General features: G+C 56.2%; 15 protein-coding genes and 1 pseudogene. 6 read left to right on the forward strand and 10 right to left on the reverse strand.

The genetic code is table 11. From position 1 onward, the window contains the following. Nucleotides 1-13: 13 nt before the first annotated feature. The 3 genes and pseudogenes from NN484_RS00230 to NN484_RS27270 form a co-directional block, all read right to left on the reverse strand. Nucleotides 14-2,578 (reverse strand): Tc toxin subunit A, encoded by a 2,565-nt coding sequence (locus NN484_RS00230; protein ID WP_274658395.1) that lies wholly within the window; start codon nt 2,576-2,578, stop codon nt 14-16. A gap of 166 nt (nt 2,579-2,744) precedes the next feature. Beyond that, nucleotides 2,745-3,608 (reverse strand): methyl-accepting chemotaxis protein, encoded by an 864-nt coding sequence (locus tag NN484_RS27265; protein ID WP_371260362.1) that lies wholly within the window; start codon nt 3,606-3,608, stop codon nt 2,745-2,747. Then, a pseudogene (locus NN484_RS27270) lies at nt 3,603-4,664 on the reverse strand (methyl-accepting chemotaxis protein); the annotation flags it as partial. The pseudogene NN484_RS27270 and the gene NN484_RS27265, both read right to left, overlap by 6 nt. A gap of 255 nt (nt 4,665-4,919) precedes the next feature. On the opposite strand from NN484_RS27270, the gene pmrG reads away from it, so the two are divergent. Continuing rightward, nucleotides 4,920-5,591 (forward strand): lipopolysaccharide core heptose(II)-phosphate phosphatase PmrG, encoded by a 672-nt coding sequence (pmrG, locus tag NN484_RS00240; RefSeq protein ID WP_274658396.1) that lies wholly within the window; start codon nt 4,920-4,922, stop codon nt 5,589-5,591. A gap of 77 nt (nt 5,592-5,668) precedes the next feature. Here pmrG and NN484_RS00245 read toward each other — a convergent pair whose 3' ends face one another. Continuing rightward, nucleotides 5,669-7,147, reverse strand: coding sequence for an ArnT family glycosyltransferase (locus tag NN484_RS00245; protein ID WP_127650098.1), 1,479 nt, complete (start codon nt 7,145-7,147; stop codon nt 5,669-5,671). A 30-nt stretch (nt 7,148-7,177) separates the two neighbouring features. After that, nucleotides 7,178-7,765, reverse strand: coding sequence for a ribosomal protein S5-alanine N-acetyltransferase (gene rimJ / locus NN484_RS00250; protein WP_215501892.1), 588 nt, complete (start codon nt 7,763-7,765; stop codon nt 7,178-7,180). Nucleotides 7,766-7,909: 144 nt separating this feature from the next. Between rimJ and NN484_RS00255 the strand changes: the two genes are divergently transcribed. Continuing rightward, nucleotides 7,910-8,482 (forward strand): GNAT family N-acetyltransferase, encoded by a 573-nt coding sequence (locus NN484_RS00255; RefSeq protein WP_274658397.1) that lies wholly within the window; start codon nt 7,910-7,912, stop codon nt 8,480-8,482. A gap of 90 nt (nt 8,483-8,572) precedes the next feature. On the opposite strand, the gene NN484_RS00260 is transcribed toward NN484_RS00255, so the two are convergent. Together NN484_RS00260 and NN484_RS00265 are read right to left on the reverse strand one after the other, a co-directional pair. Then, nucleotides 8,573-9,979, reverse strand: coding sequence for a DUF2252 domain-containing protein (locus NN484_RS00260; protein ID WP_274658398.1), 1,407 nt, complete (start codon nt 9,977-9,979; stop codon nt 8,573-8,575). Between the two features lie 84 nt (nt 9,980-10,063). Further along, a complete protein-coding gene (locus NN484_RS00265; protein WP_274658399.1) occupies nt 10,064-10,984 on the reverse strand; it encodes a PliI family lysozyme inhibitor of I-type lysozyme in 921 nt (306 codons plus the stop codon). Nucleotides 10,985-11,189: 205 nt separating this feature from the next. On the opposite strand from NN484_RS00265, the gene NN484_RS00270 reads away from it, so the two are divergent. After that, nucleotides 11,190-12,230 (forward strand): DMT family transporter, encoded by a 1,041-nt coding sequence (locus tag NN484_RS00270; RefSeq protein ID WP_215501888.1) that lies wholly within the window; start codon nt 11,190-11,192, stop codon nt 12,228-12,230. Nucleotides 12,231-12,716: 486 nt separating this feature from the next. On the opposite strand, the gene NN484_RS00275 is transcribed toward NN484_RS00270, so the two are convergent. Both NN484_RS00275 and NN484_RS00280 read right to left on the reverse strand, forming a co-directional pair. Continuing rightward, the gene (locus tag NN484_RS00275) at nt 12,717-14,558 is read right to left on the reverse strand and encodes an ATP-dependent helicase (RefSeq protein WP_274658400.1); all 1,842 of its coding nucleotides are present in this window, start codon (nt 14,556-14,558) and stop codon (nt 12,717-12,719) included. Then, entirely contained in the window at nt 14,559-16,406 is a 1,848-nt protein-coding gene (locus NN484_RS00280; RefSeq protein ID WP_274658401.1) for an ATP-dependent nuclease, read from the reverse strand. A 521-nt stretch (nt 16,407-16,927) separates the two neighbouring features. On the opposite strand from NN484_RS00280, the gene NN484_RS00285 reads away from it, so the two are divergent. The 3 genes from NN484_RS00285 (at nt 16,928) to NN484_RS00295 (ending at nt 20,024) form a co-directional block, all read left to right on the forward strand. After that, on the forward strand, nt 16,928-17,896 hold the full coding sequence (locus tag NN484_RS00285; protein WP_274658402.1) for a DUF4917 family protein: 969 nt from the start codon (nt 16,928-16,930) through the stop codon (nt 17,894-17,896). A gap of 317 nt (nt 17,897-18,213) precedes the next feature. Further along, on the forward strand, nt 18,214-18,654 hold the full coding sequence (locus tag NN484_RS00290; RefSeq protein WP_274658403.1) for a very short patch repair endonuclease: 441 nt from the start codon (nt 18,214-18,216) through the stop codon (nt 18,652-18,654). Nucleotides 18,655-18,722: 68 nt separating this feature from the next. After that, entirely contained in the window at nt 18,723-20,024 is a 1,302-nt protein-coding gene (locus NN484_RS00295) for a DNA cytosine methyltransferase (RefSeq protein ID WP_274658404.1), read from the forward strand. Here NN484_RS00295 and NN484_RS00300 read toward each other — a convergent pair whose 3' ends face one another. Beyond that, nucleotides 20,025-20,879, reverse strand: a complete 855-nt coding sequence (locus NN484_RS00300) for a hypothetical protein (protein ID WP_274658405.1) — start codon at nt 20,877-20,879, stop codon at nt 20,025-20,027. It lies immediately after the preceding gene. Nucleotides 20,880-20,981 lie beyond the last annotated feature (102 nt).

Genomic DNA, 20,981 nt, shown 5'->3' on the forward strand with positions numbered 1-20,981 from the left:
TCGAGGGAGAATCTCAGTGGCGGGCAGCGATCAATGCTGCGCCCACCGTGTGCCAATCCGTTGCAGGGCTATCGGACGTCAATGCGCAGGCCTTGATCAAGGTTGCTGCCGACAGACCGGTGGCGTTGCAGCACGCCTGACAGCGCATGACCCAGTCCAGTACCACCATCGACATCACGTCCCTGGCGTCCGAGGCATTTATCAGTACCGTAACTTGATCGGCAGTCCAGTCGAGCAACCGCGCCAGCATCTGGTCGAGTTCAGCCGGTGAGAGGTTTTGCTCGGTTTGATGGGCGAGCTGAAGGAAGTGCAGAAGACTCTCTTCGGACTGTCCCCTGGTATGGACCCAATGGCTGACGCTTTCGAGCAAGTAAACGTTTTGCAGGGTCAGCGTCGGCGTATTACCGGATGCCAGCCACTCGGGCTTGTCCAGTAACCGGGTGAGGGTGCGGCTGCTCAGCTGCAGATCACGGCAGGCAATGGCCGCGCGAAGAATATCGAGCAACCAGTCTGGCATTGCACCACCGGAGACGGGGGACTTGAGGTTCTGCCAAACCTGAGCATGGGTAGTCCCTGCCAGCTTCAGTACGCAGGGCAAGTGCGAGGCGGGCACTTCCGTCATTTCATACAGGAAGTTCTCCAGCAGCCGTACTTGCTGCGCTGCATTGGCGTCGGCCTGGTGCGCGATGGCGCTCAGGCGATCTTGCAACGACTGATCGAACGTCCAGTCGCCTGGCGCAGGATCCAGCACTCGCTGGATTGATGGAACGTCGTGCCGGGTATGTTTGAACCACTCGACAGCCCAGTCCAGGGCCATCAACACATCCAGGATGTCGATGTTTGCCGCGGGCGTTGCAGACAGGGTTCCGTGAACCAGCAACGTGTAGAACGTTTCCCCACCGATGAGCTTCGCCAACGATGTGCACTCCCTGGGCGACAAGCCGAACATCCTTGCAATCCGCGCCTGACGATAGAGTGACGAGATCGAGGGCAAGTCCTGCTTGAGCGTGGGGAAACAGGTTCGGGTCTGCTGTATCAGCGCCATCAGTTCGTCCTGCGTCAATGTCAGCCCCGCGCTCAGTTGGCTGTAGATCACCTGCGAACTGGCGTCCACGTTGTCCAATGACCTGGAAGAAGACGCTTGCAGCGAATTGATGAATATCGCGCTGTGGTTGAAAACCTGATCAAACAACGGCATTCGTTCACCGCAGGCCTGGGTCGGCATATCGTGCAAAAAAGCGGCGAACTCCTCTGGAGCAATCGAGTAACGCTGCGCCAGGTACCGATAGACGCCCAGAGTGCGCAGGGTGTTCTGGTTGAGCACCCGCGAAACATTGCCTTCCGAACGCATGGCATTGACGATCAGGGTGTCGAGTTCAGCGAAGGGAATGGCCACCCAGCGCTGCAGTCGGATCATGCGCTGCAGGCGATCAAGGCGTGGCTTTGAGCCGTCACTCAACAGCAGCTCGCCGTCTTTGCCTTTCGTGATTGTCAGGCGAGTGCCTGACGAATCCCCGTTGATGTATGCCGTGGCGTAAGTAGCCGCAGGATTCGTTTCATGGCGCGATTGGCAAGGGCTGTGTTTGCCTCGGGCCAACAGTTGGTCGAGTTGGTCATTTGTGAACCCCGCTTTTGATTTGAAAGCCTTTACCTCTTCCAGCCCCGCGAGCTGACTGACGCCAAATGCCTTTTTCAACGCCGCATGGTCAGTATCGGAGGCGAGCGGTTTGAGCAATATTTTCTGCTGCTCGGGGCTCAGGCCGCAGAGCATTTCTTGCGCGCGCAGTCGCGACTTTCCAATGTAACCGTATTGGATTTTATCCGGTGAAAACGGCAGGGCCGGACTGATGAGGTAGTTCAAGGCACCCAGCGCGGGTTTGTCCACGCCCAGGCCGGCAAGGCATTGTTGATGATGGATGTCGTAAGGCAGCGAGAACGGGTAATGCGCGCTGGCCAGGGCCTGATGGAGGCTGGTTCTTTCAGCCTGATGGCTCAGGTAGGTCTCGATGTTTTTGCTCAACACATTATTGATGATGTTGAGCATCGGCTGTGCCACGAACGCGCTCTGATGATCCATCAGCAGGGTCTGGATATCCGGACGTCGTTTATCCAGTGTGATCCTGTCTGTCTGTATGGAGGTGTTCTCCAGCTGTCCGGCAAACAGATAAAGGGCGTTGAGATAGGCAACGGGTGAGTCGATGGCCGCGACATCGCCTTCTTCACAGAATTGCTTCCAGTTTTCCTTGAATAGGTTCTGGTAGGTCACGGCTGATGTCGAGCCGGCAGCAGAACTGCGGCGCTCACGGCCCTTTGCACTGTCGGATGATATTTGCCGCTGTTGATACAGACGCCCGACCTGCCGGGCGTGATTGCAGGCACGGTGATAGATGCGCTCGGCATCCCTGGCGTTGTACAGCACACATTCGCGGATGAACTGCTCTTTGCTGCGGCGCACAATGTCGAAGACTGAGGTTATTTTCAGGCCTTGCATCGCCAGCTCGAAATCGATTCTGGCGTCTTGTGTACTGCCCCTGAAATCAATCAGTCGCTGCAGGTGTGAAGGTTTCGAAACATCCATGTCTTACCAATCTCCTGTGGGTGAGCAGGAGTTGATCTTATCGACGGCTATCGAAGCGGAGCAGTAGGGAGACGGCTGGATGGGTGTACGAAATGTCGATTGATGGGGGGCAACACAATCGCGGGCAAGCCCGCGACTGGTTTGATGTTTCAGCGCTGAACGAGTGTCAGACGCGGAAGTGGCTGACCATCTGCTGCAACTGACCACCCAGGCGCGCCAGTTCAACGCTGGACGCGGCGGTCTCGTCACTGGCCGCAGCGGTCTGTTCCGATACGTCGCGCACATTGATGATGCTGCGGCTGATCTCTTCGGCCACGGCGCTCTGCTGTTCGGCAGCGGCGGCGATCTGCTGGTTCATCGACTGGATGTTCGACACCGTGCGGGTGATGTTTTCCAGGGAGTCGCCGGCCTTGCGGGTCAGGGCCACGCTGCTGTCGGTCAGGGCGCGGCTGTTGTTCATCACGGCCGCCACTTGCTGGGTGCCGTTCTGCAGACCGGCGACCAGGCCTTCGATTTCTTCGGTGGATTTCTGTGTGCGCTGGGCCAGGCCGCGGACTTCGTCGGCGACCACGGCAAAACCACGACCGGCTTCACCGGCGCGCGCCGCTTCAATGGCTGCGTTGAGCGCCAGCAGGTTGGTCTGTTCGGCCACGGCCTTGATCACGTCCATGACGCTGCCGATCTTGTCGCTTTCCTGTTGCAGTACGCTCATGGCTTCGGTGGAACGCACCACTTCGCTGGCCAGACGCTCGATCTGCGCGATGGCTTCATTCACCACCTTGTCGCCTTCACGGGCTTCGCCGTCAGCGGCGGCAGCGGCTTGCGAGGCTTCCTCGGCGTTGCGCGCGACTTCCTGCACGGTGGCAGTCATCTCGTGCATGGCGGTGGCGACCTGATCGGTCTCGACCTTCTGACTGTTCACGCCGGCGCTGGTCTGCTCGGTCACGGCCGAGAGTTCTTCGGCAGCGCTGGCGATCTGGGTGACGCCGTCGCGGATGCCGCTGATCAGGTCGCGCAGGGTGACGCCCATGCGTGCGATGCCTTGTTGCAGCACGCCGAGTTCGTCGCGGCGGGTGACCGTGACGTTCTGGGTCAGGTCGCCGCTGGCAATACGCTCGACCACGGCCAGGGTGTCTTGCAGCGGACGGGTGATCTGACGGGTGATGATCACCGCGGCAATCACACCAACCAACAGCGCCAGCAGGGTGCTGATCAACTGGAAAGTACGCGCCTGAGCGCTCTCGATGTCGCGACGGTCGAGCTGGATCTGGTACAGCTGTTCGCTCGTGGTGACGATGGCGGCGCCCTGATCGGTCATCTCCTTACGCGCCTGCACCGCTTCGCTGTTGGCGTTTTTGTACGCCTGCAACGCGCTGCGGTAGTTGGTCAGGGCGGTTTCCAACTGACGCAGGGCGTCTTGTTGGGTCGCGGCGAAATGCACGTTCAGTTGCTTGAGGCTGGCAATCGCCACGTCCAGCTGACGGACGGCTTTCTGCTCGGTTTCAGCATTGGTGGTGGCGGTGTAGCCGCGCACTTCATAGCGGGCCAGGATGAACGCTTCCTTGGCCTCGGTGATGGCCTGGAACTGCTCGAAACGCTGTTCGCTCATGTCCATCTGCTGCACGCGCTTGCTGATCGTTTCGATCAGGCCGTAGGCGGTGTCGGCGTTGGTGCCCATCACGTCGCGCGCGCTGTTACCGGTGCGGTAGGCGTTGCGCATCTTGTTCAGCGACGCCTGGTATTCGGCGATGGTCGCCGCCTGCTCCTTGAGCAGCTTGACGTTTTCCGGGCTCTTGAACTTGTTGATCAGCGCCTGTTGTTGCGCGGCAAAGCTTTCGAGGGTGGTCTGCACGTTCTGCGCGGCGGTTTCGTCGCCGTTGGTCAGCATATATTGCAGGCGAACCACGCGCAGCTTGGTCAGGCCGGCGTTGAGCTGGGTGATGTCGCTCATCCAGTTGCTGCGGTCGATCAGACCGCCAAGGCTGGTCCAGCCGGTCAGAGCCAGTACGCAGGTCAGGGCCAGGACCAGGCCGAAGCCCAGGCCCAATTTCATGTTCACGCTGATGTTGCCGAACCAGCTATTCATCACAATTCCTCCAGGAACGTAGAGCTACTTGATCGTCGGTCAGGCTGGAAGATTGTTGTTTTTTTGAGCCAGCAAGGGTGTTAACAGGTCTGTATCGGCCGCAAACACGAGAGCTGAAAGGATTTTGTCCCGCGGAATTTGTAACAAGAGCTATTCAAGACTTTTTTCACATACGTTTCACCGACCACTTACGCGCGCTTCTCTACCCTCGCCGCATCGTATTGACTGTGATGCATGCCGACGAGGCGGCCCGATGTGCAATTGAGACTGAGTCTGTTCGGCGTCAAACGCTCGTTCTCCCTGAGCGGGTTGGCCCGATATCGCACCATTTGGGTCGTGCTCGGCGCCTTGTTGCTGGTGATTCCGCTGACCCTGTGGCTGCTCGCCCCGGCGGCGGTGCCGGACCTGGCCCATGGCAATGTGTCCGGTGCCCGGGCGCTGGCGGCCGGGTGGGCCAAGGGCGACATGATTGTGCTGGTGCGTCACGTCGAGCGCTGCGACCACTCTCCGGCGCCATGCCTGAGCGGCGATGATGGCATTACTGACCGTTCGCGCAGTATTGCGGTCAGTGTCGGTGCGCAATTCGAGCACCTGGGCCTGAACCACGCCGATATCTATAACAGCCCGATGCTGCGCACCGTGCAGACCGCCGGTTACATGTTCAACCGTGCGGCCACCGGCGAAGACTGGCTGATCAGTTGCAAGGACCGCATATTGCAGGAAGCGCTGGCGCACAAGCTCCAGGGACGCAATCTGATCCTGGTGACCCACAGCGAATGCATGGCGGAGCTGGAAAAGGACTTGAATGTACCGGTTTCGGACCCTGGCTACGGCTCCTCGCTGTTCGTCTCCGCCGCGAATAAGGCGGACCCGCGCATACTTGGCTTTATCGAAGCCTCCGACTGGCACTCAGTGACCACCCGATGAACTGACATTTCCATAGCGTCAGCACAAACAAAACCCGCCAGTGATGGCGGGTTTTTTATTGTCTGGCGCGACGGGCGTCAGTAGCCGACGAAGTAGTACGCCTGTCGCCCGACCATCATGGTCTTGAGCACTTTGAGCGGCGCGACGGGTTCGCTGTCTGCCGAGATCACCGCGACGTTCGAGGGCGACGCGCTGAGGAAGTCGTGCAGTTGCGCGTCGGTATCCAGCCCTTTGAGCACACGTTGGGTGTAGAACACGCTGGCGCCGCCGACCCGCTCATTGGCCTGGAACAGCGCGACCTGCTGGCCGTTGGCTTGCAGGGTCTGAATGTGCTCGGTCAGCGGCAGGAACGACAACTCTTTATCGGCGTTGGGCAAGGCCCACTGAGCGGCGCCCAGGTAGCTGCCGATCACCACCGTGAGCAGGCCAGCGGCAATCGCCTGACGATGACGGGCGACTTTTCCGATAAAGCGGCTGGCGTTTTCATGCGCCCGCAAGCGATCAAACAACACCCGCGCGTACTCGGCAGCGATCACGGCGGCGGCCGGGGTCATCGACATCAGGTACACCGTGCGCTTGCTGGAGGCCAGGGTCAGCATGATGAACTGCGCCACGATCCACAGGCTGAAAAACAACAGGTAACGGTTGGTCTTCAGTTCCTTGCGCAAATGCCACAGCCCCAGATACACGAGGATATTCCACGGCAGGAACGCTTCCGGCAGTTTGGCCAGGTAGTAATAGAACGGCTCGTAGTGCCCCGCCTCGACGAATGAGCCGCTGAAGCGACCGACGCTGTTGGTCAGCAGCACTTCCGCGACGGCGTGCGAACCGCCGCGCTGATAGAGCACGGCGAGCCAGATCAGCAGCGGAATCAGACCCACCGCCGTGAGCAGGCCGGGACGCAGCCAGGCGCCGATCTTCAGGCGTTTGTCGATCAGGTTATCGGCCAGCAGGTAGGCGAAAATCACCACCCCCGGCATCGCCAGCCCTAGTACGCCCTTGCTCAACGTTGCTATCGCGATGCCGGCGATAAACAGCAGCGAACTGCTTGGCGTCGAAGCCCGTTGCGCCTGAAAAAACGCCAGCAACGCCATGCTCACGCCGAGGGCGAGCAAGGCATCTTCGCCGACTCCGCGCACGTTGCTCCAGTAACTGGCCATGGTCGCCAGCAGAATCCCCGCGGTCCAGGCGACCGCTTTCGGCCGTCCGAAGCGGCGCAACATGCCGTACAGCAGCATCACGCTGAGCAATCCGGCCACCGCGGACGCCAGCCGCACCGCCCACGGCGAAACGCCGAACACGCGCATGGCGCCGGCGTCCAGCCACAGGCTCAGCGGCGGTTTTTCCAGAAACGGCTCGCCGAACAGGCGCGGCGTCACCCAGTCATCGTCCAGGTGCATCTCCATGGCGATCCCGGCCACGCGAGCCTCGGTGGAGCCTTGCAACTGGTGGTTACCCAAGGCGAAAAAAAACAGCAGGGCGGCAAGTAAAAACAAAGAAGTGGCGGCACGCGACATGGAATTCAGGCAACCGGAAAGGGCAGGAGCCTTGAGCATACGTCGCCAATGCTTAACAAATTGTGAAACTCACGCCAGTTGTCGTGACCAACGCTTCTCCGGCGTCTCGAACAACGGATTGACCAGCGCCGTCAGCACATGATCCTGCCAGCGGCCGGCGATGTTCAGATAGGCCTTGGCGTAACCTTCACGCTCGAAACCCAGGCGCTCCAGCAATCGCGCGCTGCGCTCGTTGCCAGGCATGTAATTGGCCATGATCCGGTGCAGGTTCTGCGTGTCGAACATGTACCCGATGCCGGCCTCCAGACCTTCCTGCATCAGTCCTTGACCCTGATGCGCGTGGTCGATGTGATAACCCAGATAACAGGCCTGAAACGCGCCGCGAATGATCCCGCTGAAATTGCACGCGCCGATCATCTGCTGTCCGTCCGGCGTCAACAGGGCGAAATGCATCGCCAGCCCGGCCTCGTAGGCACTGGCCTGGATTTCAAGGCGTCGGCGAATCTGCTCTGTGGAAAAGTATTCGGTAGTGCGGATCGGCGACCAGGGCGCGAGGTGACGTTGGTTGCGTTGGTAGAAATCACTTTCCAGTTCGGCCTGGTCCGGGGCCAGGATGGCGAGCGTCAGACGTTGGCAGGGCAGGCTCAGCAGTGACATCGGGCGCTCCGGTTGGCAGGGTCGAAGGACAGGATTGCCCACGGGATGAAAAAAAACAAACCGCGCTGGCGCCCTGTAAATTTCTTTGGTTGAGTGCACAGGGTTGTATCGAGTGCGGCATTTCTGCAATTGGAGGAGCAAGCAATGGAATTTGCATTGACGGTGAACGGGCTGGCGCTGCGTGTTCGCTCGCCGGACCCAGCGCTGGTCATGCCGGTGCGCGAGGCGCTGAACGCCAGTTACCGCGAGCATGCGCCCTTTCTGGAATGGGCGCTCGAACAGACCAGTGAGGAGCGGGCGCTGGCCTCCATGTTGCGCGCGCAGGATGATTTCGCCAGCGAGACCGGCGAGCGGCGGTTGTTCATCGTGACTGAAGACGGACCAACCGTCGTTGGCTGCATCGGCCTGGTGCCGCGGCGGCGCAAGCGCTATGTCGTCGGTTATTGGGCCAACAGCGCATTTGCCGGCAAGGGTTACCTGCGCGAAGTGCTGCAGCAGTTGCTCAAGCGCTGGCCTGAGTTCACCTTTTACCTGACCACATCGTCGGCCAACACCCGCAGTCAGCGTCTGGCTGAAGCGGCGGGGTTTACGCTGATCAGGATTCACTCACAGGCGCGGCAGTCGCCACAGCATGGCGTGCAGGACACCTGGGTGTATCGCTTCGGCGGCAAACGCCAGGCAAAAAAAAGCCCGCGGGAGAGCGCGGGCGAACCGTAGTTTCTTGAATGAGCGAGCGGACTGTACCGTGTTGATCGAACGGGGGCAGTGAAGAAAAATTCATCTCGGCGGTGACCGCTCTGCAACGCCTCAGGGCAGATGATCCGCGGCGAAATCGGCTTCCGAACGTGCCGTCAGCCGGCCCTTGCGGCAGGCGTCCTGAAAGCGTTCGAAGTCGCGCTCGTTCTGCGCGGTATAACTGCGTGCGTATTTGAACAGGGCGTCAGCCAAGGCATCGCCCTTGCCGATGTAGCCGCTGATCTGCGCCGCGTTGCCCGAGGCTTTGGCGTGGGCGCGGGCCAGTGCACGACCGCAGACCCGGGCATAGGCGGCGAAGGTTTCGGCGTCGAAGTTTTCCAGTTCGGCGGAGATCTTCATGTCGCGCAATTGCCGAACATAGAAATAGCGACCGTTGGGACCGGTGGCCCACCCCAGGAACAGATCGCTGGCCGATTGCATCAGGCGCTGGCCCTCGACCACGCGCTGACCTTCATGGCGCGTCCGGGATTTGGCTTTCACGTAATCGGCCAGCACCGAGCGCCGCGCTTCCTTGAATTGCAGGAACAGCGGCGACTCCTGAGCGTCGGTCAGCAGCGCCACCAGGCAACGGGTGCCGACACTGCCCACGCCGACCACTTTGAACGCCAGATCCTGCACTTGAAACCGCGAGAGCAATTCCCGCCGGTCAGCCTGCAGTGTGGTTCGATAATCACGCATGAACGTGTCGAACAACGGTCGCCAGTCTGCCAGCCGTAACCAGTCATCATCGGCGTCGAGCAGCGTGGTGTGGTTGTGCAGGTGGAAAATTTCCGGCAAGTCATCGCGAATGATCAACCGCCCGTGGGCGTCGCGTTCGCTGATTTTCGGCAGCAACTCGGCGTGGGTGCGCCGCTCGGCTTTATCGACGGCACGCTGCACATGCTCCAGCGCGCTCTTGCGCGCCTGATCGAGCAAGTCTTCGTACTTGATCGATTCGTACCAGGTTTCCAGCGCACTCTGTTCGGCGCACTCCAGCATCGTTGCCTGATAGGCGCCGACCATCTGCCGACACACGTCTTCCTCAACCGACTCGCCATGGCGCAAATCCCGCGCCGCCACCACAAAACTTGCCGCCAGACGCTTCACATCCCATTCCCAGGGGCCGGGGTGCGCCTCGTCGAAGTCATTGACGCTGAACAGCAGGTTGCGCTCCGGCGTGGCAAACCCGCCGAAGTTCATCAAATGTGCATCACCACAGATCGGCCCGACCAGCCCCATGTTCGCCGTCCCCGACAAATCATGAGCCTGCAGCAATGCGTTGCCGCGAAAGAACGTGAAGGGCGACACCAGCATCCGCCCGTAACGCAACTCGACCAACGAGGCGACACGACCGCGACTCGACGCCTTGATCAGCGGAATCGGATCGCGGTTCATCTTTCCGGTGGTGGCCTGCGAACTGCGCGAGCATTTCTTGCGGGCGTCCTTGCCTTGCTTCATGAGGTCTTGGAGGGTGGTCATGGGGGCTCGTCGTGGCGGTGGAGGCGGTGTCAGTGTAGAAGCGGTTCAGGGGTTTATCCGCCGGCCGCAACGCGCCAGGTCATTTCAGAACTCCGTGACCTTGTCTTCGCGCAAAATCCATCCCGCTTCACCCGCTACCAACTTGTACTGAACTTGCCGCATCTTCCCCGTACGCCCCGCGCCAGCGTCGGCACTGTCATAGACCGGGAAGCGTTGCACCAGCGTGTTCTCCACCACCGCAAACGAGTCCTCGCCCTGATAACCCTCGGCGGTTTTCGGGTTGTCGCTGACTGGGGGCAAGTAGATTTCGCTCAGGGATTTCTTGTTGTTGGCTGAGTAGGCAATCAACTCGCCCGGCATGCCGCGCCCGGGCGAGCGGGTGAAAACGTAGAGTTCGGGGGAGCCGTCGTTATTGAGATCAGCGACTTCGGCGCGCACCACATCACCGCTGAGCGCCTGGATGATGACCGTGTTGTCGATCTCCAGCCCCTTGGGAGCGATGCGCAGCGTCGGTTTGTCACCGACCTGTTCGGTGCTTACGTGAAAGGCGATACCCTGCAATTCCAGTGTCTGGTCGAATGGCTTCTGGAGGGTGGTATCACCGTTGACCAGTCTCAGAGACAAGTCGTAGTTGGCCACTTCATTGCGTCGTGCGGCGTTGCGCATGAGGTAGACCTGAACCGTGTATTCGCCATCGCTGGGCAATGTGCCGAGGAAGTGATTGCCCATGATCGAGCCGTTGAACAGCGCGTAATCCGCACCCTTGGCAGTAATGTTGAAGTAGGCGGAGGTGTTGGAGGGCTTGAAGTCGACGGTGAGCATCTGGCCAGCCTTGGCGTTGAGTTTGTATTCGGCGGTCTGGTCACCCTTGATCGACTGTTTGCGCTGGACGCTGTCGGCACTGGTTGTGAAAGCAATCGGTTCTACGCGCACGGCGCCTGCATCGGCCGCATGGACGGGCAGGGTAATCAGTGCGGCCAGCGCGGCAGCGATCCAGGTCTTCATCTTCAACTCCATTGCATCTCGATGTTCCCAGCATAGAGGCCGCATCGGGCGAGCGCCCAGAGATTGCGCGGATTAAATGTTGCTGGATTTGAGCATGTGCTTGAGGTGATGTTCCCTGACACGAATCAGCTGTTCACATAATTCTCACCTGATTTTTGCCATGATAGGTGCCGGTATTCCATCGGCCCGAGCGAGTGTTCCCATCATGAATATCAGCGTTCTCTACGCTTTGGCTGCGGCCGCGCTGTTTGGCGCCAGTACGCCACTGGCCAAACTGTTGGGGGTACAGATTTCGCCGATTCTGCTCGCCGGATTGCTCTATCTGGGCAGCGGTCTGGGCCTGACCGTCCTGCGTTTTGCCCGCGACCGAGGCTGGCAGCCGTCCGGGCTCAGGACTGGTGAATGGCCTTGGCTGATCGGCGCCATCGGCTTCGGCGGGGTGCTGGCACCGGTGGCGCTGATGTTCGGTTTGAGCAGAACGTCCGGCGCGAGCGCGTCACTGATGCTCAATCTGGAATCGGTGCTCACGGCGCTCCTGGCGTGGATGGTGTTCAAGGAAAATGCTGACCGGCGAATCGTAATCGGCATGCTCGCCATCGTGGCGGGTGGTGTCGTGCTGTCGTGGCCGCAAGAGGCGGTGTCGGCGCAGGACTGGACCGGGCCGCTGGCCGTCGCCTTCGCCTGCTTTTGCTGGGCCATCGACAACAACCTGACGCGCAAGGTCTCTGCCTCGGATGCCCTGTTCATCGCCGGCAGCAAAGGCCTGGTGGCAGGGCTGGTCAACTGCGGCCTGGCCTTGTTCATCGGCACACAACTACCTGCCGCCCCCACGCTGGTGCCGATCCTGCTGGTCGGATTTCTCGGCTACGGTGTCAGCCTGGTGATGTTCGTCCTCGCCCTGCGCGGACTCGGCAGCGCACGCACCGGCGCCTACTTTTCCACCGCACCGTTCCTGGGCGCAGGCATCTCGATTCTGCTGCTGGGCGAATCGATATCGCTGATGTTCCTGCTCGCAGCGGCGTTAATGGCCGTGGGCGTATGGATTCATCTGATGGAAAACCATGCTCATGAGCATCAGCACGAACCGCTCGAGCACGATCATCGGCATACACACGACGAGCATCACCAGCACACGCATGAGTTTGAGTGGGATGGGGTGGAGCCGCACAGTCATCCACATGTGCATACGCCGATTCGGCACAGTCATGCGCATTTTCCGGATGTGCATCATCGGCATGGGCATTGAGGGGGGGCAGATGCGACAAAGCCCGCACAAGGCGGGCTTTGTCGTCGAGAGTTGGTGGGCCGGGGTAATCTGAATTGAATCTGTAACGAACTGATTTGCAACGATTTTTATGATTATATTTTTTCTTGGAATACTTTTTGGAATACCGTGTCTCTTTGTGATGCTCTGAGGCGAGCTCGACCGAGCCGATGATGTTCACTCTGATCTGGAGGACTCGATCAAATACCTTTCTAACGTTGAGATCTGCCAATAACCCCTCCTGTTCTAGCTAATCGGTTTTAGGTTAGCTCGGCTTGTGGGCGGCGTTATTTTTCGTTTTCTGCCTTGTTTTACTGGGTTTTTTTGGATTTCTAGATTTTGTCCCCCCAATTGTCCCCCCATATCGCTGGAGCGTCGCCCTCAATTAGGAACACGCCCCAGCTCTCGAAAGGTAACCACTGAGCTCATCGCCTCGCTCCAACCATTACCGCCATCTGCGGCCCGACTTTACGGGACTGATATAAATCTGGATTGCATCTGACGGCGAACCCCGCCCCAGGGCATTACACGAGTTGCCGGATAGGTAAGATAAAGCAATCGCTTTGACCTAGTCACGGCTACGAAAGCATTCCTACTCTCTTCACCCAGCTCCTTTTGGTTTGCCGCGCGATAGTCGGGAAAAGTACCTTCGGCCATTCCAGCGATGAAAACAACATCGAACTCAAGCCCTTTAGATGAATGGACTGTCAGCAAAGCCACTCCCTCTCGGACAGCCTTCTGGGTATTTCCTAGAGCTTTACTGCTCATAAAACTGCTGAGGGACTTAGACCCGCCACTTGCCCTAAGGTATTGATCCCACTCTTGACGAAACACAGCCACATCTTCGTAGATGGCTAAGCGATCAGGTTCTGGAAGCGTGTCTGCGTGCATCTCCAGCATCTTGAGTGCAGGCATCAAGTCAAGCCTCGATTGATTTGTGGCGACACTCTCAATGGCCTCATGAACAACCAATGCCCGCTTATCGCTAGCCATGCTTGCCATACCGCGCAGTATTTCTGGGTATTCCAATAAGAAATCGGGCTCAGGCACTTTCCACTTTTTTGCTAGCGCGGATAGATGCAGACGGTCCTTGGAATTTACCAAGACTCGAAGAGCCAGCTGGAAATCGTCCACCGTCTCGGAGGCGTTCTCATGATTTGCAGAGAGTCGTTTGTAGTACGCAATGTTCTTCTGCTTGAGCGCTTGCTCGACAGCAAGGAGAGCGAACCTCGTGCGACCAAGAATCGCGCATTTCGATGGTTCAATTCCTCCCTCCACATCGGGGTGCCCTTCAGTGAATAATCGCTGAAGTTCATTCGTGATTTTATCGGCCTCGTCCTGCTCATTGTCACCTACCAAGATCGTCGATTTACCTTCGATGGGTAACTGCATCGCGACCATGTAGTTTGGGTCAAGCGATTGAGCAAGCTTCACTACTGCTCTGGAGGATCGATAATTTGCAGTTAGCTCGACTCTTTTAGCAGCGAATTCCCGACCAAAACGCTCCATATATTCGGGGCTGGAGGTATTGAAACCGTAAATGGATTGACGTGGATCACCCACCATCATTACGTTTTTATAGCCGTCTGAGCAGAGCGCGCAAATAACCGCATATTGTGCCTCATTCATGTCCTGCGCTTCGTCAATGCAAATGAATTTGTATAGTCTGCGGTAGAGGTCTGCAAGCTTGGGGTTCTCCACAAGCAATCTGTAAGCGAGCAATAAAAGGTCGTCAAAGTCGTATGCATTGCATGCCCTCATGCCAGCCTCATAAGCGTCTAGCACTCGCCTGCTCAGCTCATCGTCTACTACGGCGCACGAGATCGGATGAGATTTGATGTTCGAGATTCCCGTAAGCCAAGAGTCCACCCGTTTATTGCGCTCTTTAGAGTCTTCGATTTGGTTGATTTCGTCCGATAGCAGCAGGTCTTCATCGATAGCTTTGAGCAGCACCTCTTTTCGGTCCTTGAGCTGCTCGAAAATGTTGGGCGAGCCCTCCATGCCTAGGAGTTTTCCGCGCTCACTCAGCAAATCCAGGCAGAAACTGTGCAGCGTGCCGATGAATGCCCGATCACGTTCTTCCCCCAAATCCAATAGTCGGTCCTTCATCTCATCTGCGGCTTTGTTTGTGAACGTCAAAGCTAAGACTCGGAAGTGTCCTTGAACGCTAGTTAGGAGATGGCGGATTCGATCTGTGAGCACGCGCGTTTTGCCTGAGCCGGGTCCAGCCTCAACGAGTAAAGGCCCCTCTACATGGCACACCACTTCCAGTTGCTCAGGGGAGAGCCTTTCGTAGGATGTATTGGTCATTTAGTCGTTGTCCTTAGTCAGGCCATGCGCTGCACCGATTATTTCGAATAAGGCCTTAATTTTTGTTGGGAACCTTCGCGCCGGATCAGTAACTGACGTGATCACATGGCCCAGATGTTTTGAAACGCTTGTCTTTGCGCCGGACATGGCGTCGAAAGCCGCTCGCTCTCGGCCCCCAGCAGACTTGTAATCCCTTATGACGCCTTTCTTACCCTTCAAGCCATCCAGCTCCGCGATGTAATCATCTAGATAGGTTTTAGTCCCACCCATCGTGTTCAGAGCTTGCTCGATTTCCGCCATATAACCTTCGGAAATGAGTTGGGACTCGAAATTCATGCCGGGTGGGTATACCACCACGTTTTGGCAATTAGCAGAGTTTGGCTCTCCCGCTTTGTTCAAGGCAGCATCCAGTTGTTTAACAGGGACTGCTTCGCCATCGGCAAAGATGTACCAAGGGATTTGCAATGCCTTTGCAAGCCATAAGAAGGGGAAATAGTCCGTGCCGTTCGTTCGAACAAAACAGAACCCCAACTCATGAATACTAGCTCCCCAGTATTTTTGGGCCCAGATCGGTAGCGCTTGTTCCTCTGTCTGTCCCTCGAAAAGAACCACTCCCCGAGAAAACAAAAGGTCGCCCCGTGTATCTATCACGGTCTCCTGGAGCTTGCGGATGTCGTTAGGTTCTGTAAGAGACGAGAGATCTAGTCGGGTGACAACAGTGTCGCCCCCTCGCTTGATGAAAAGCCTTAAATCCTCTAACTGTGCCTGGCCTGCGAAGTACGGTGAATGCGTGCTAACGATACGCTGGCCAGGGATTGCCTTAATGTGCGCAAACAATGAGCGCTGCGCCTGAGGATGCAGGTGCGACTCCGGTTCTTCCAATGCCAACATCGAATGAACGTTGTCCCCACCTTTAGTCGCTTGGTTATGCCGCCAGGACGTATAGGCTCTAAACACCAGAAGAGACGCAAGACTCCGCGTACCCATTCCGTGGCGTGCAAGCGGAAATGACTGCGAGCCGGTAGTACTGAACGAGACATCAACACCTTTGGATAGATCACGCAGTTTCCTTGCTACAGGAGCGATGTCGACCCCACCGCTATCAGCTGACACAAGGGTCTGTAGGCCGGAAAGGTTTTCTTTCAGGTGTTTGAGGACATCACTCTTATCAACAATCTCCTGGTTGATGGCTGACAGCGTCCCCTCCATAGCAGCAATGTCGGCATCGCTTAACCCTAAGTCTTCGGTCATCTTTCGCCAAAACGACCCAGGCCTTCTCAGGTCGTCATCAAGGTCTCGCTTGGCGTCGACGTAATGGAGCGCTAGTGGTTCCATTTGAGCGGCGCTCAATGCGCGTTCATGGGTCGCGGCTGTCGTCCAGTCGGCAAATGGTTTCCACTCTTTCAGAAATTTACGTTCAACAACATATTCGCCCTTCATGTCACTCCACTTGAGGGTGGTGCGAATAGGTGTGAACTCGTTAAAGTCGTCGTCGTTTGCAATGCCCGGCGTTCCCCAGACGCTGGTCCAGAAGCTACCCTCTGGATACCTGTCTGTTACCTTACCGTCGTCTCCGACTGGCCGCAGCATCAGGTCGATAGTGATCTGGCGTGCTTTTGGAGCTGTGGCCTCTCCCGGCGCCAGACGCACGTCGTCCGATCCCAGTGACTTTCGGCCCGAACCTACCGCGGCAAACAATGCATCCAAGAAGCTAGTCTTGCCGGCATTGTTGGCGCCAATGATCACCGTAAGATCGGTCAAGTCGACCTCAACATTTGCCAATGAACGGAAGCTGTGCACCCTAGCGGTCGTGATTGCGATACCGCTCTCTGTTCCATAGACGGTCATATTTCATCCGCGCAACGCGTAGCCAATCAGTAACGCCATCTTCACTTCACTCAGCTTGGCTCATTGGAGGCCACAGGCTTAGCGTGGGGAGTGGCGACCCTCTTTTTTAAAGTCTGGCTCCAGCATAAACCGTCTCTGGTTGCTTTGTAGTGGTTTGATCGCATCGGCCACCGCTGCCGAATTCGGAGTGATCTGAGTTAGAGAGCTTTTGCGAGACTGCACCGTTAGGGGTGATACGCAGCCTTATAGGTTTGCATCCCGTAAAGTCGTCCAAGCCATCCAATGCAGGAGGACTTCGTTTCCAGGATGAAGGCCATGCTCTAGTTGGCCGTTTTCGGCACCTGCTTAATCCAGGTTTTTTGGGCTGGTGACCCTGCCAAAAACTCCATCATGCCAACGGGGCGAGAGCGCATTCCCGTTTGGCATCTGAAGAGCATTAACTGCACGATCACATCTCATAGACATCAGGGTGGCGCATTGCTATCTTCGGCGAAATAGTACAACAAGGGATGAGATTGCAAATGGCAAGGAAGGTGTTGATTTTTGGTAATGGGATCGGGATGGCGCATAACCCGGACCATTTTAGCCTTAGTATGGCTTTGGAAAATATTTGGGATGAGCCTAGGTACTTACCTGAGGATCATAAACAAATGATCAGCAGATGTATCGGTAGTAATGGCGAGCCTCCAGAGGGTGAAGACGAACTAGATAAGCTTCACATGGTGGTATCTTCTTGCAAAATGATAAATTCATTACAAGATGCTCAGGCCCAATGGCTTACACCGCAAGGTCAGCAATTCCCAAGGGAGGTTTCTCGTTACATACACAAGGTTGCAACCCGGCTTCATATTTACGATGATCCGTTGCCAGAGCAATTTCTAGAGCCACTTTTTGCTTTTTTGAGAGAGACGAACTCTCATGTGGCGACACTTAACTATGATCGCTTGATCTACGGGCAATTGGTAGATAATGGTCTGTGTGCTGGCTATGATGGAAATCTCATAGATGGTTTTTGGGGCAGTGGTTTTGCCGCAGATAATCTAGTAAGGCGCCAGGGCCGAAACTTTGGGTATTATCTGCACTTGCATGGCTCACCGCTATTTTATACGGATCAAAATGGGGCGACATGTAAGCTAACTAGAGATAATTTAAGCATCCTTACTGACGTGCTGGACAATCATATTGTGCTAACACATGTTAAGCATAAGCGTTCTGTTATTGATGGGTCGTATATTCTACGAACATATTGGAGCTACCTTCACAACTGCTGTCACGAGGCCGAAGAAATTGTTGTTTTTGGTTACTCCGGCGCAGACACTCATTTGAATGATGTCTTAGCAGCGTATGCACAGAGTACTCCCATCCGAGTTATTGAGTGGGAGGGCGCAGGGCATGATGCTGCGCGTAGGTTTTTTTGGAGCAGGGCGTTCCGTTCAGACAACGTACGCGTTGTTCCGTTGGAGAACATTCTGGAGTTCACGGGTTGGTGATCCTCGCCTTCCTCAAATTGTAAATGCAATGCCCGTCTTTTCTTGCCTGTCGTTGTTAATCAGTCGTCAGGGGTTGATAGCCACCTCTCCTAGCAGGCAGCTAATCGGTGCGAAAAGCTGCCATTGAGGTCAGTGCTTCAATATCTTGATACTGCGGTTGGCCAGTATTTACCCGTTCGGAGCTTTCACTCTGTTTACGACTTTTTCTGGCGTGAGTTGGGATTTGGAGCTCGCTGGAGCTCCGCAACTTGTGATGTTTTCCGGTTGGCGTAAGCTTATTTTGGGTTTTCGCTGTACGGCAACATCCCTGCTGGGATATGGAGGGCTCGGTGGTTGATCCCCGATCTGTAGAGCAGCGTCGCAAAATCATGCAATCTGTCGGAACGGTTCATACCCGGCCGGAGATGGTCGTACGTCAAAACCTCTATGCCTTGGGCTATAGGTACAGGTTGCACCGGAAAGACTTGCCTGGAAAACCAGATATAGTTTTTGTAACGAAACGTAAGGTGATCTTCGTTAACGGCTGCTTTTGGCACGGACATGGTTGCCCCAAGGGGCGCCTACCCAAAAGCAGGCTGGATTACTGGGGACCAAAAATTGAGCGCAATCGCCAACGTGACCGCGAGATTGAGAGCGCCCTTCGGCTGCGGGGGTGGGATGTTCTGACTGTGTGGCAATGTGAGCTTAAAGACCTTCACCATTTGCGATGTCACTTGTCGGCGTTCCTTGGCCCCGGCAAAAAACCGATCGACATCTGACCCAGAATCGCGTAAATTCCACGCCTCGTATGAAGGCGATGATTTTTCTCGCCGTGGGAGGAATGCAGATGACACGACCAATTGGAATAGATCTTTTTGCAGGGGCAGGCGGAATGTCCCTGGGCTTCGAGCAGGCGGGCTTCGACGTGGTGGCTGCCGTTGAGATCGACCCAATCCATGCAGCCGTGCACTCTTACAATTTCCCCAACTGTGTGGTGATTCCTCAATCGGTATCCTCGTTAGCTGCTGAGGATATTCGTGACGCAGCTAACATTGGCCGCCGAAATGTAGATATCGTCTTTGGTGGCGCTCCATGCCAAGGCTTTAGCTTAATGGGGCAGCGCGCCCTTGATGATCCGCGTAACTCGCTGGTCAAAGACTTTGTTCGTATTGTCGTAGGTTTGGAATCCTCATACTTTGTTTTTGAGAATGTTAAAGGCATTACAGTTGGCCGACACAAACAGTTTCTTGCGGAGCTCATCGAAGAGTTTGAGAGCAACGGCTATGACGTTCTGCCTTGGAGAGTACTCAATGCAGCAAACTATGGCGTACCGCAGGAACGAGAGCGTTTGATTTTGATTGGGGCGAAGCGTGGATTAAAGCTTCCTGAGTACCCAGAGCCGACAACTAGGTCACCTAGATCATCTCTGCTACTCGATGCGCAGTTGCCTGAGGGACCGTCTTGCCAAGATGCTCTTGGAGATATTCCTGATGCAGAAGACTACGACGCCTTAATTGAAAATGATTCAACAGCCGTCAAGTGGGGACGTCCGAGCGCCTATGCCAAAATTCTTCGCGACATGGTTGCCGAGTCGACCTACTACGGCTACAAAAGAAAATGGAGCAAAGAGTTACTCACAAGCAGCCTCCGCACGAACCACTCTGAAATATCTCGTGCTCGATTTGCATCTACCGAGATGGGCCAGGTAGAACCAACCTCTCGATTCTTCAAGCTGCACGCTAATGGGGTATCTAATACGCTTCGTGCGGGCACCGACTCTGCGCGTGGTGCATTCACCAGTCCCAGACCCATCCACTACAAGTATCCGCGCTGCATAACTGTGCGTGAAATGCTTCGTTTACATGGTTTTCCTGACTGGTTTCGCACGCACGTAACGAAATGGCACGGCGCAAGACAAGTCGGGAACGCTGTTCCCCCTCCATTGGCGCGAGCAGTAGCGGCAAGCATCATTGACGCCATTGGCTGGGAACCCTCCAGTCCAACCGGCGCCATTTTGATGGGGGATGAGAGACTACTTTCGATGGACATGGGGCAAGCCTCTCGCCATTTCGAAATCAATGTTCCGATCAAGCAGCGAGATCGCAAGGGGACACCGAAACCTAGGCAGTCAGCCATTCAGCCCGCTTAGTTAAATGCCCTTTACCTTCGGCTGAAGTACGAACATAGCGTCTCGATGGAATGTCGGGATGCTAAACTGACCTAACGTATCCCGGGTCACTGCTGCGAACTCGACCACGTAAATCCCTTTATTCTTGATCGCTGCAATTGCGACTGGGATTACGAGTTCAGTATCAGTCGACTCGAAAGCTGCTATCACTTGACGGCCAATTTGTTCGGTTAAAATGCGCTGATTACCTTGTTTAGCTTCAACTGTAATGAGCACATCTGATTGGCTACCATCAGGTGCCGCGTGGAGCGCTCGAAACAAAGCATCTATCTGAACTTTTCTCAGCTTGATGTCCATTTGAAGATGGGTTAGCTCCAATGCATCAATCTGGCTATTTGTAGCATTAGCAAAGTGACTTTCTATAATTCTAAGGTTCACCGCTACCTGTAGTAACCACGACTCATCTGTACGCCCTAGCGCCTTCGACGCAAGGGGTAAGCTGAGGCTTTGAACAGGGAAACTAGGTGTTGCGTCAGATGGAAGAAAGTCTTCGTCGAGACTGTCCAATGCTCCATCCACCCCGTGAACGAATTCAAAAATTGCTCCATCACCAGTCCTTTGGGCCCCACTGATCTTTAGATCCTTCAAGCGTTGTGGCCAAATTTTCGATGCGCTTTTGCCTCTGACGATGTCCTTCATGAAATTATACGCGTTGCCGTCCGGCTTCAGCTTGGTTCCGTGGTGCTCTGCGCAATAGCGCTTCGCCTCTTGGACGTCCACGTTGCTCACCAAAGTGCGCGAAAAAGTTTGGGTGTTCTCGTCATAAAGCGTATCGAAAATCCGTTCGATGATTATCGTTTTATCGCTAACGGCCATACACCAGTCTCCCTCTGAAATTTACGATCAGAGATGGTAGCAAGAAAGGTCTGTGGCACATTGAATGGTTAAACGAGTAACTGCACCGACCTACCCCTGCAT

The sequence above is a fragment of the Pseudomonas serboccidentalis genome (assembly GCF_028830055.1).
Lineage (GTDB): Bacteria > Pseudomonadota > Gammaproteobacteria > Pseudomonadales > Pseudomonadaceae > Aquipseudomonas > Aquipseudomonas serboccidentalis.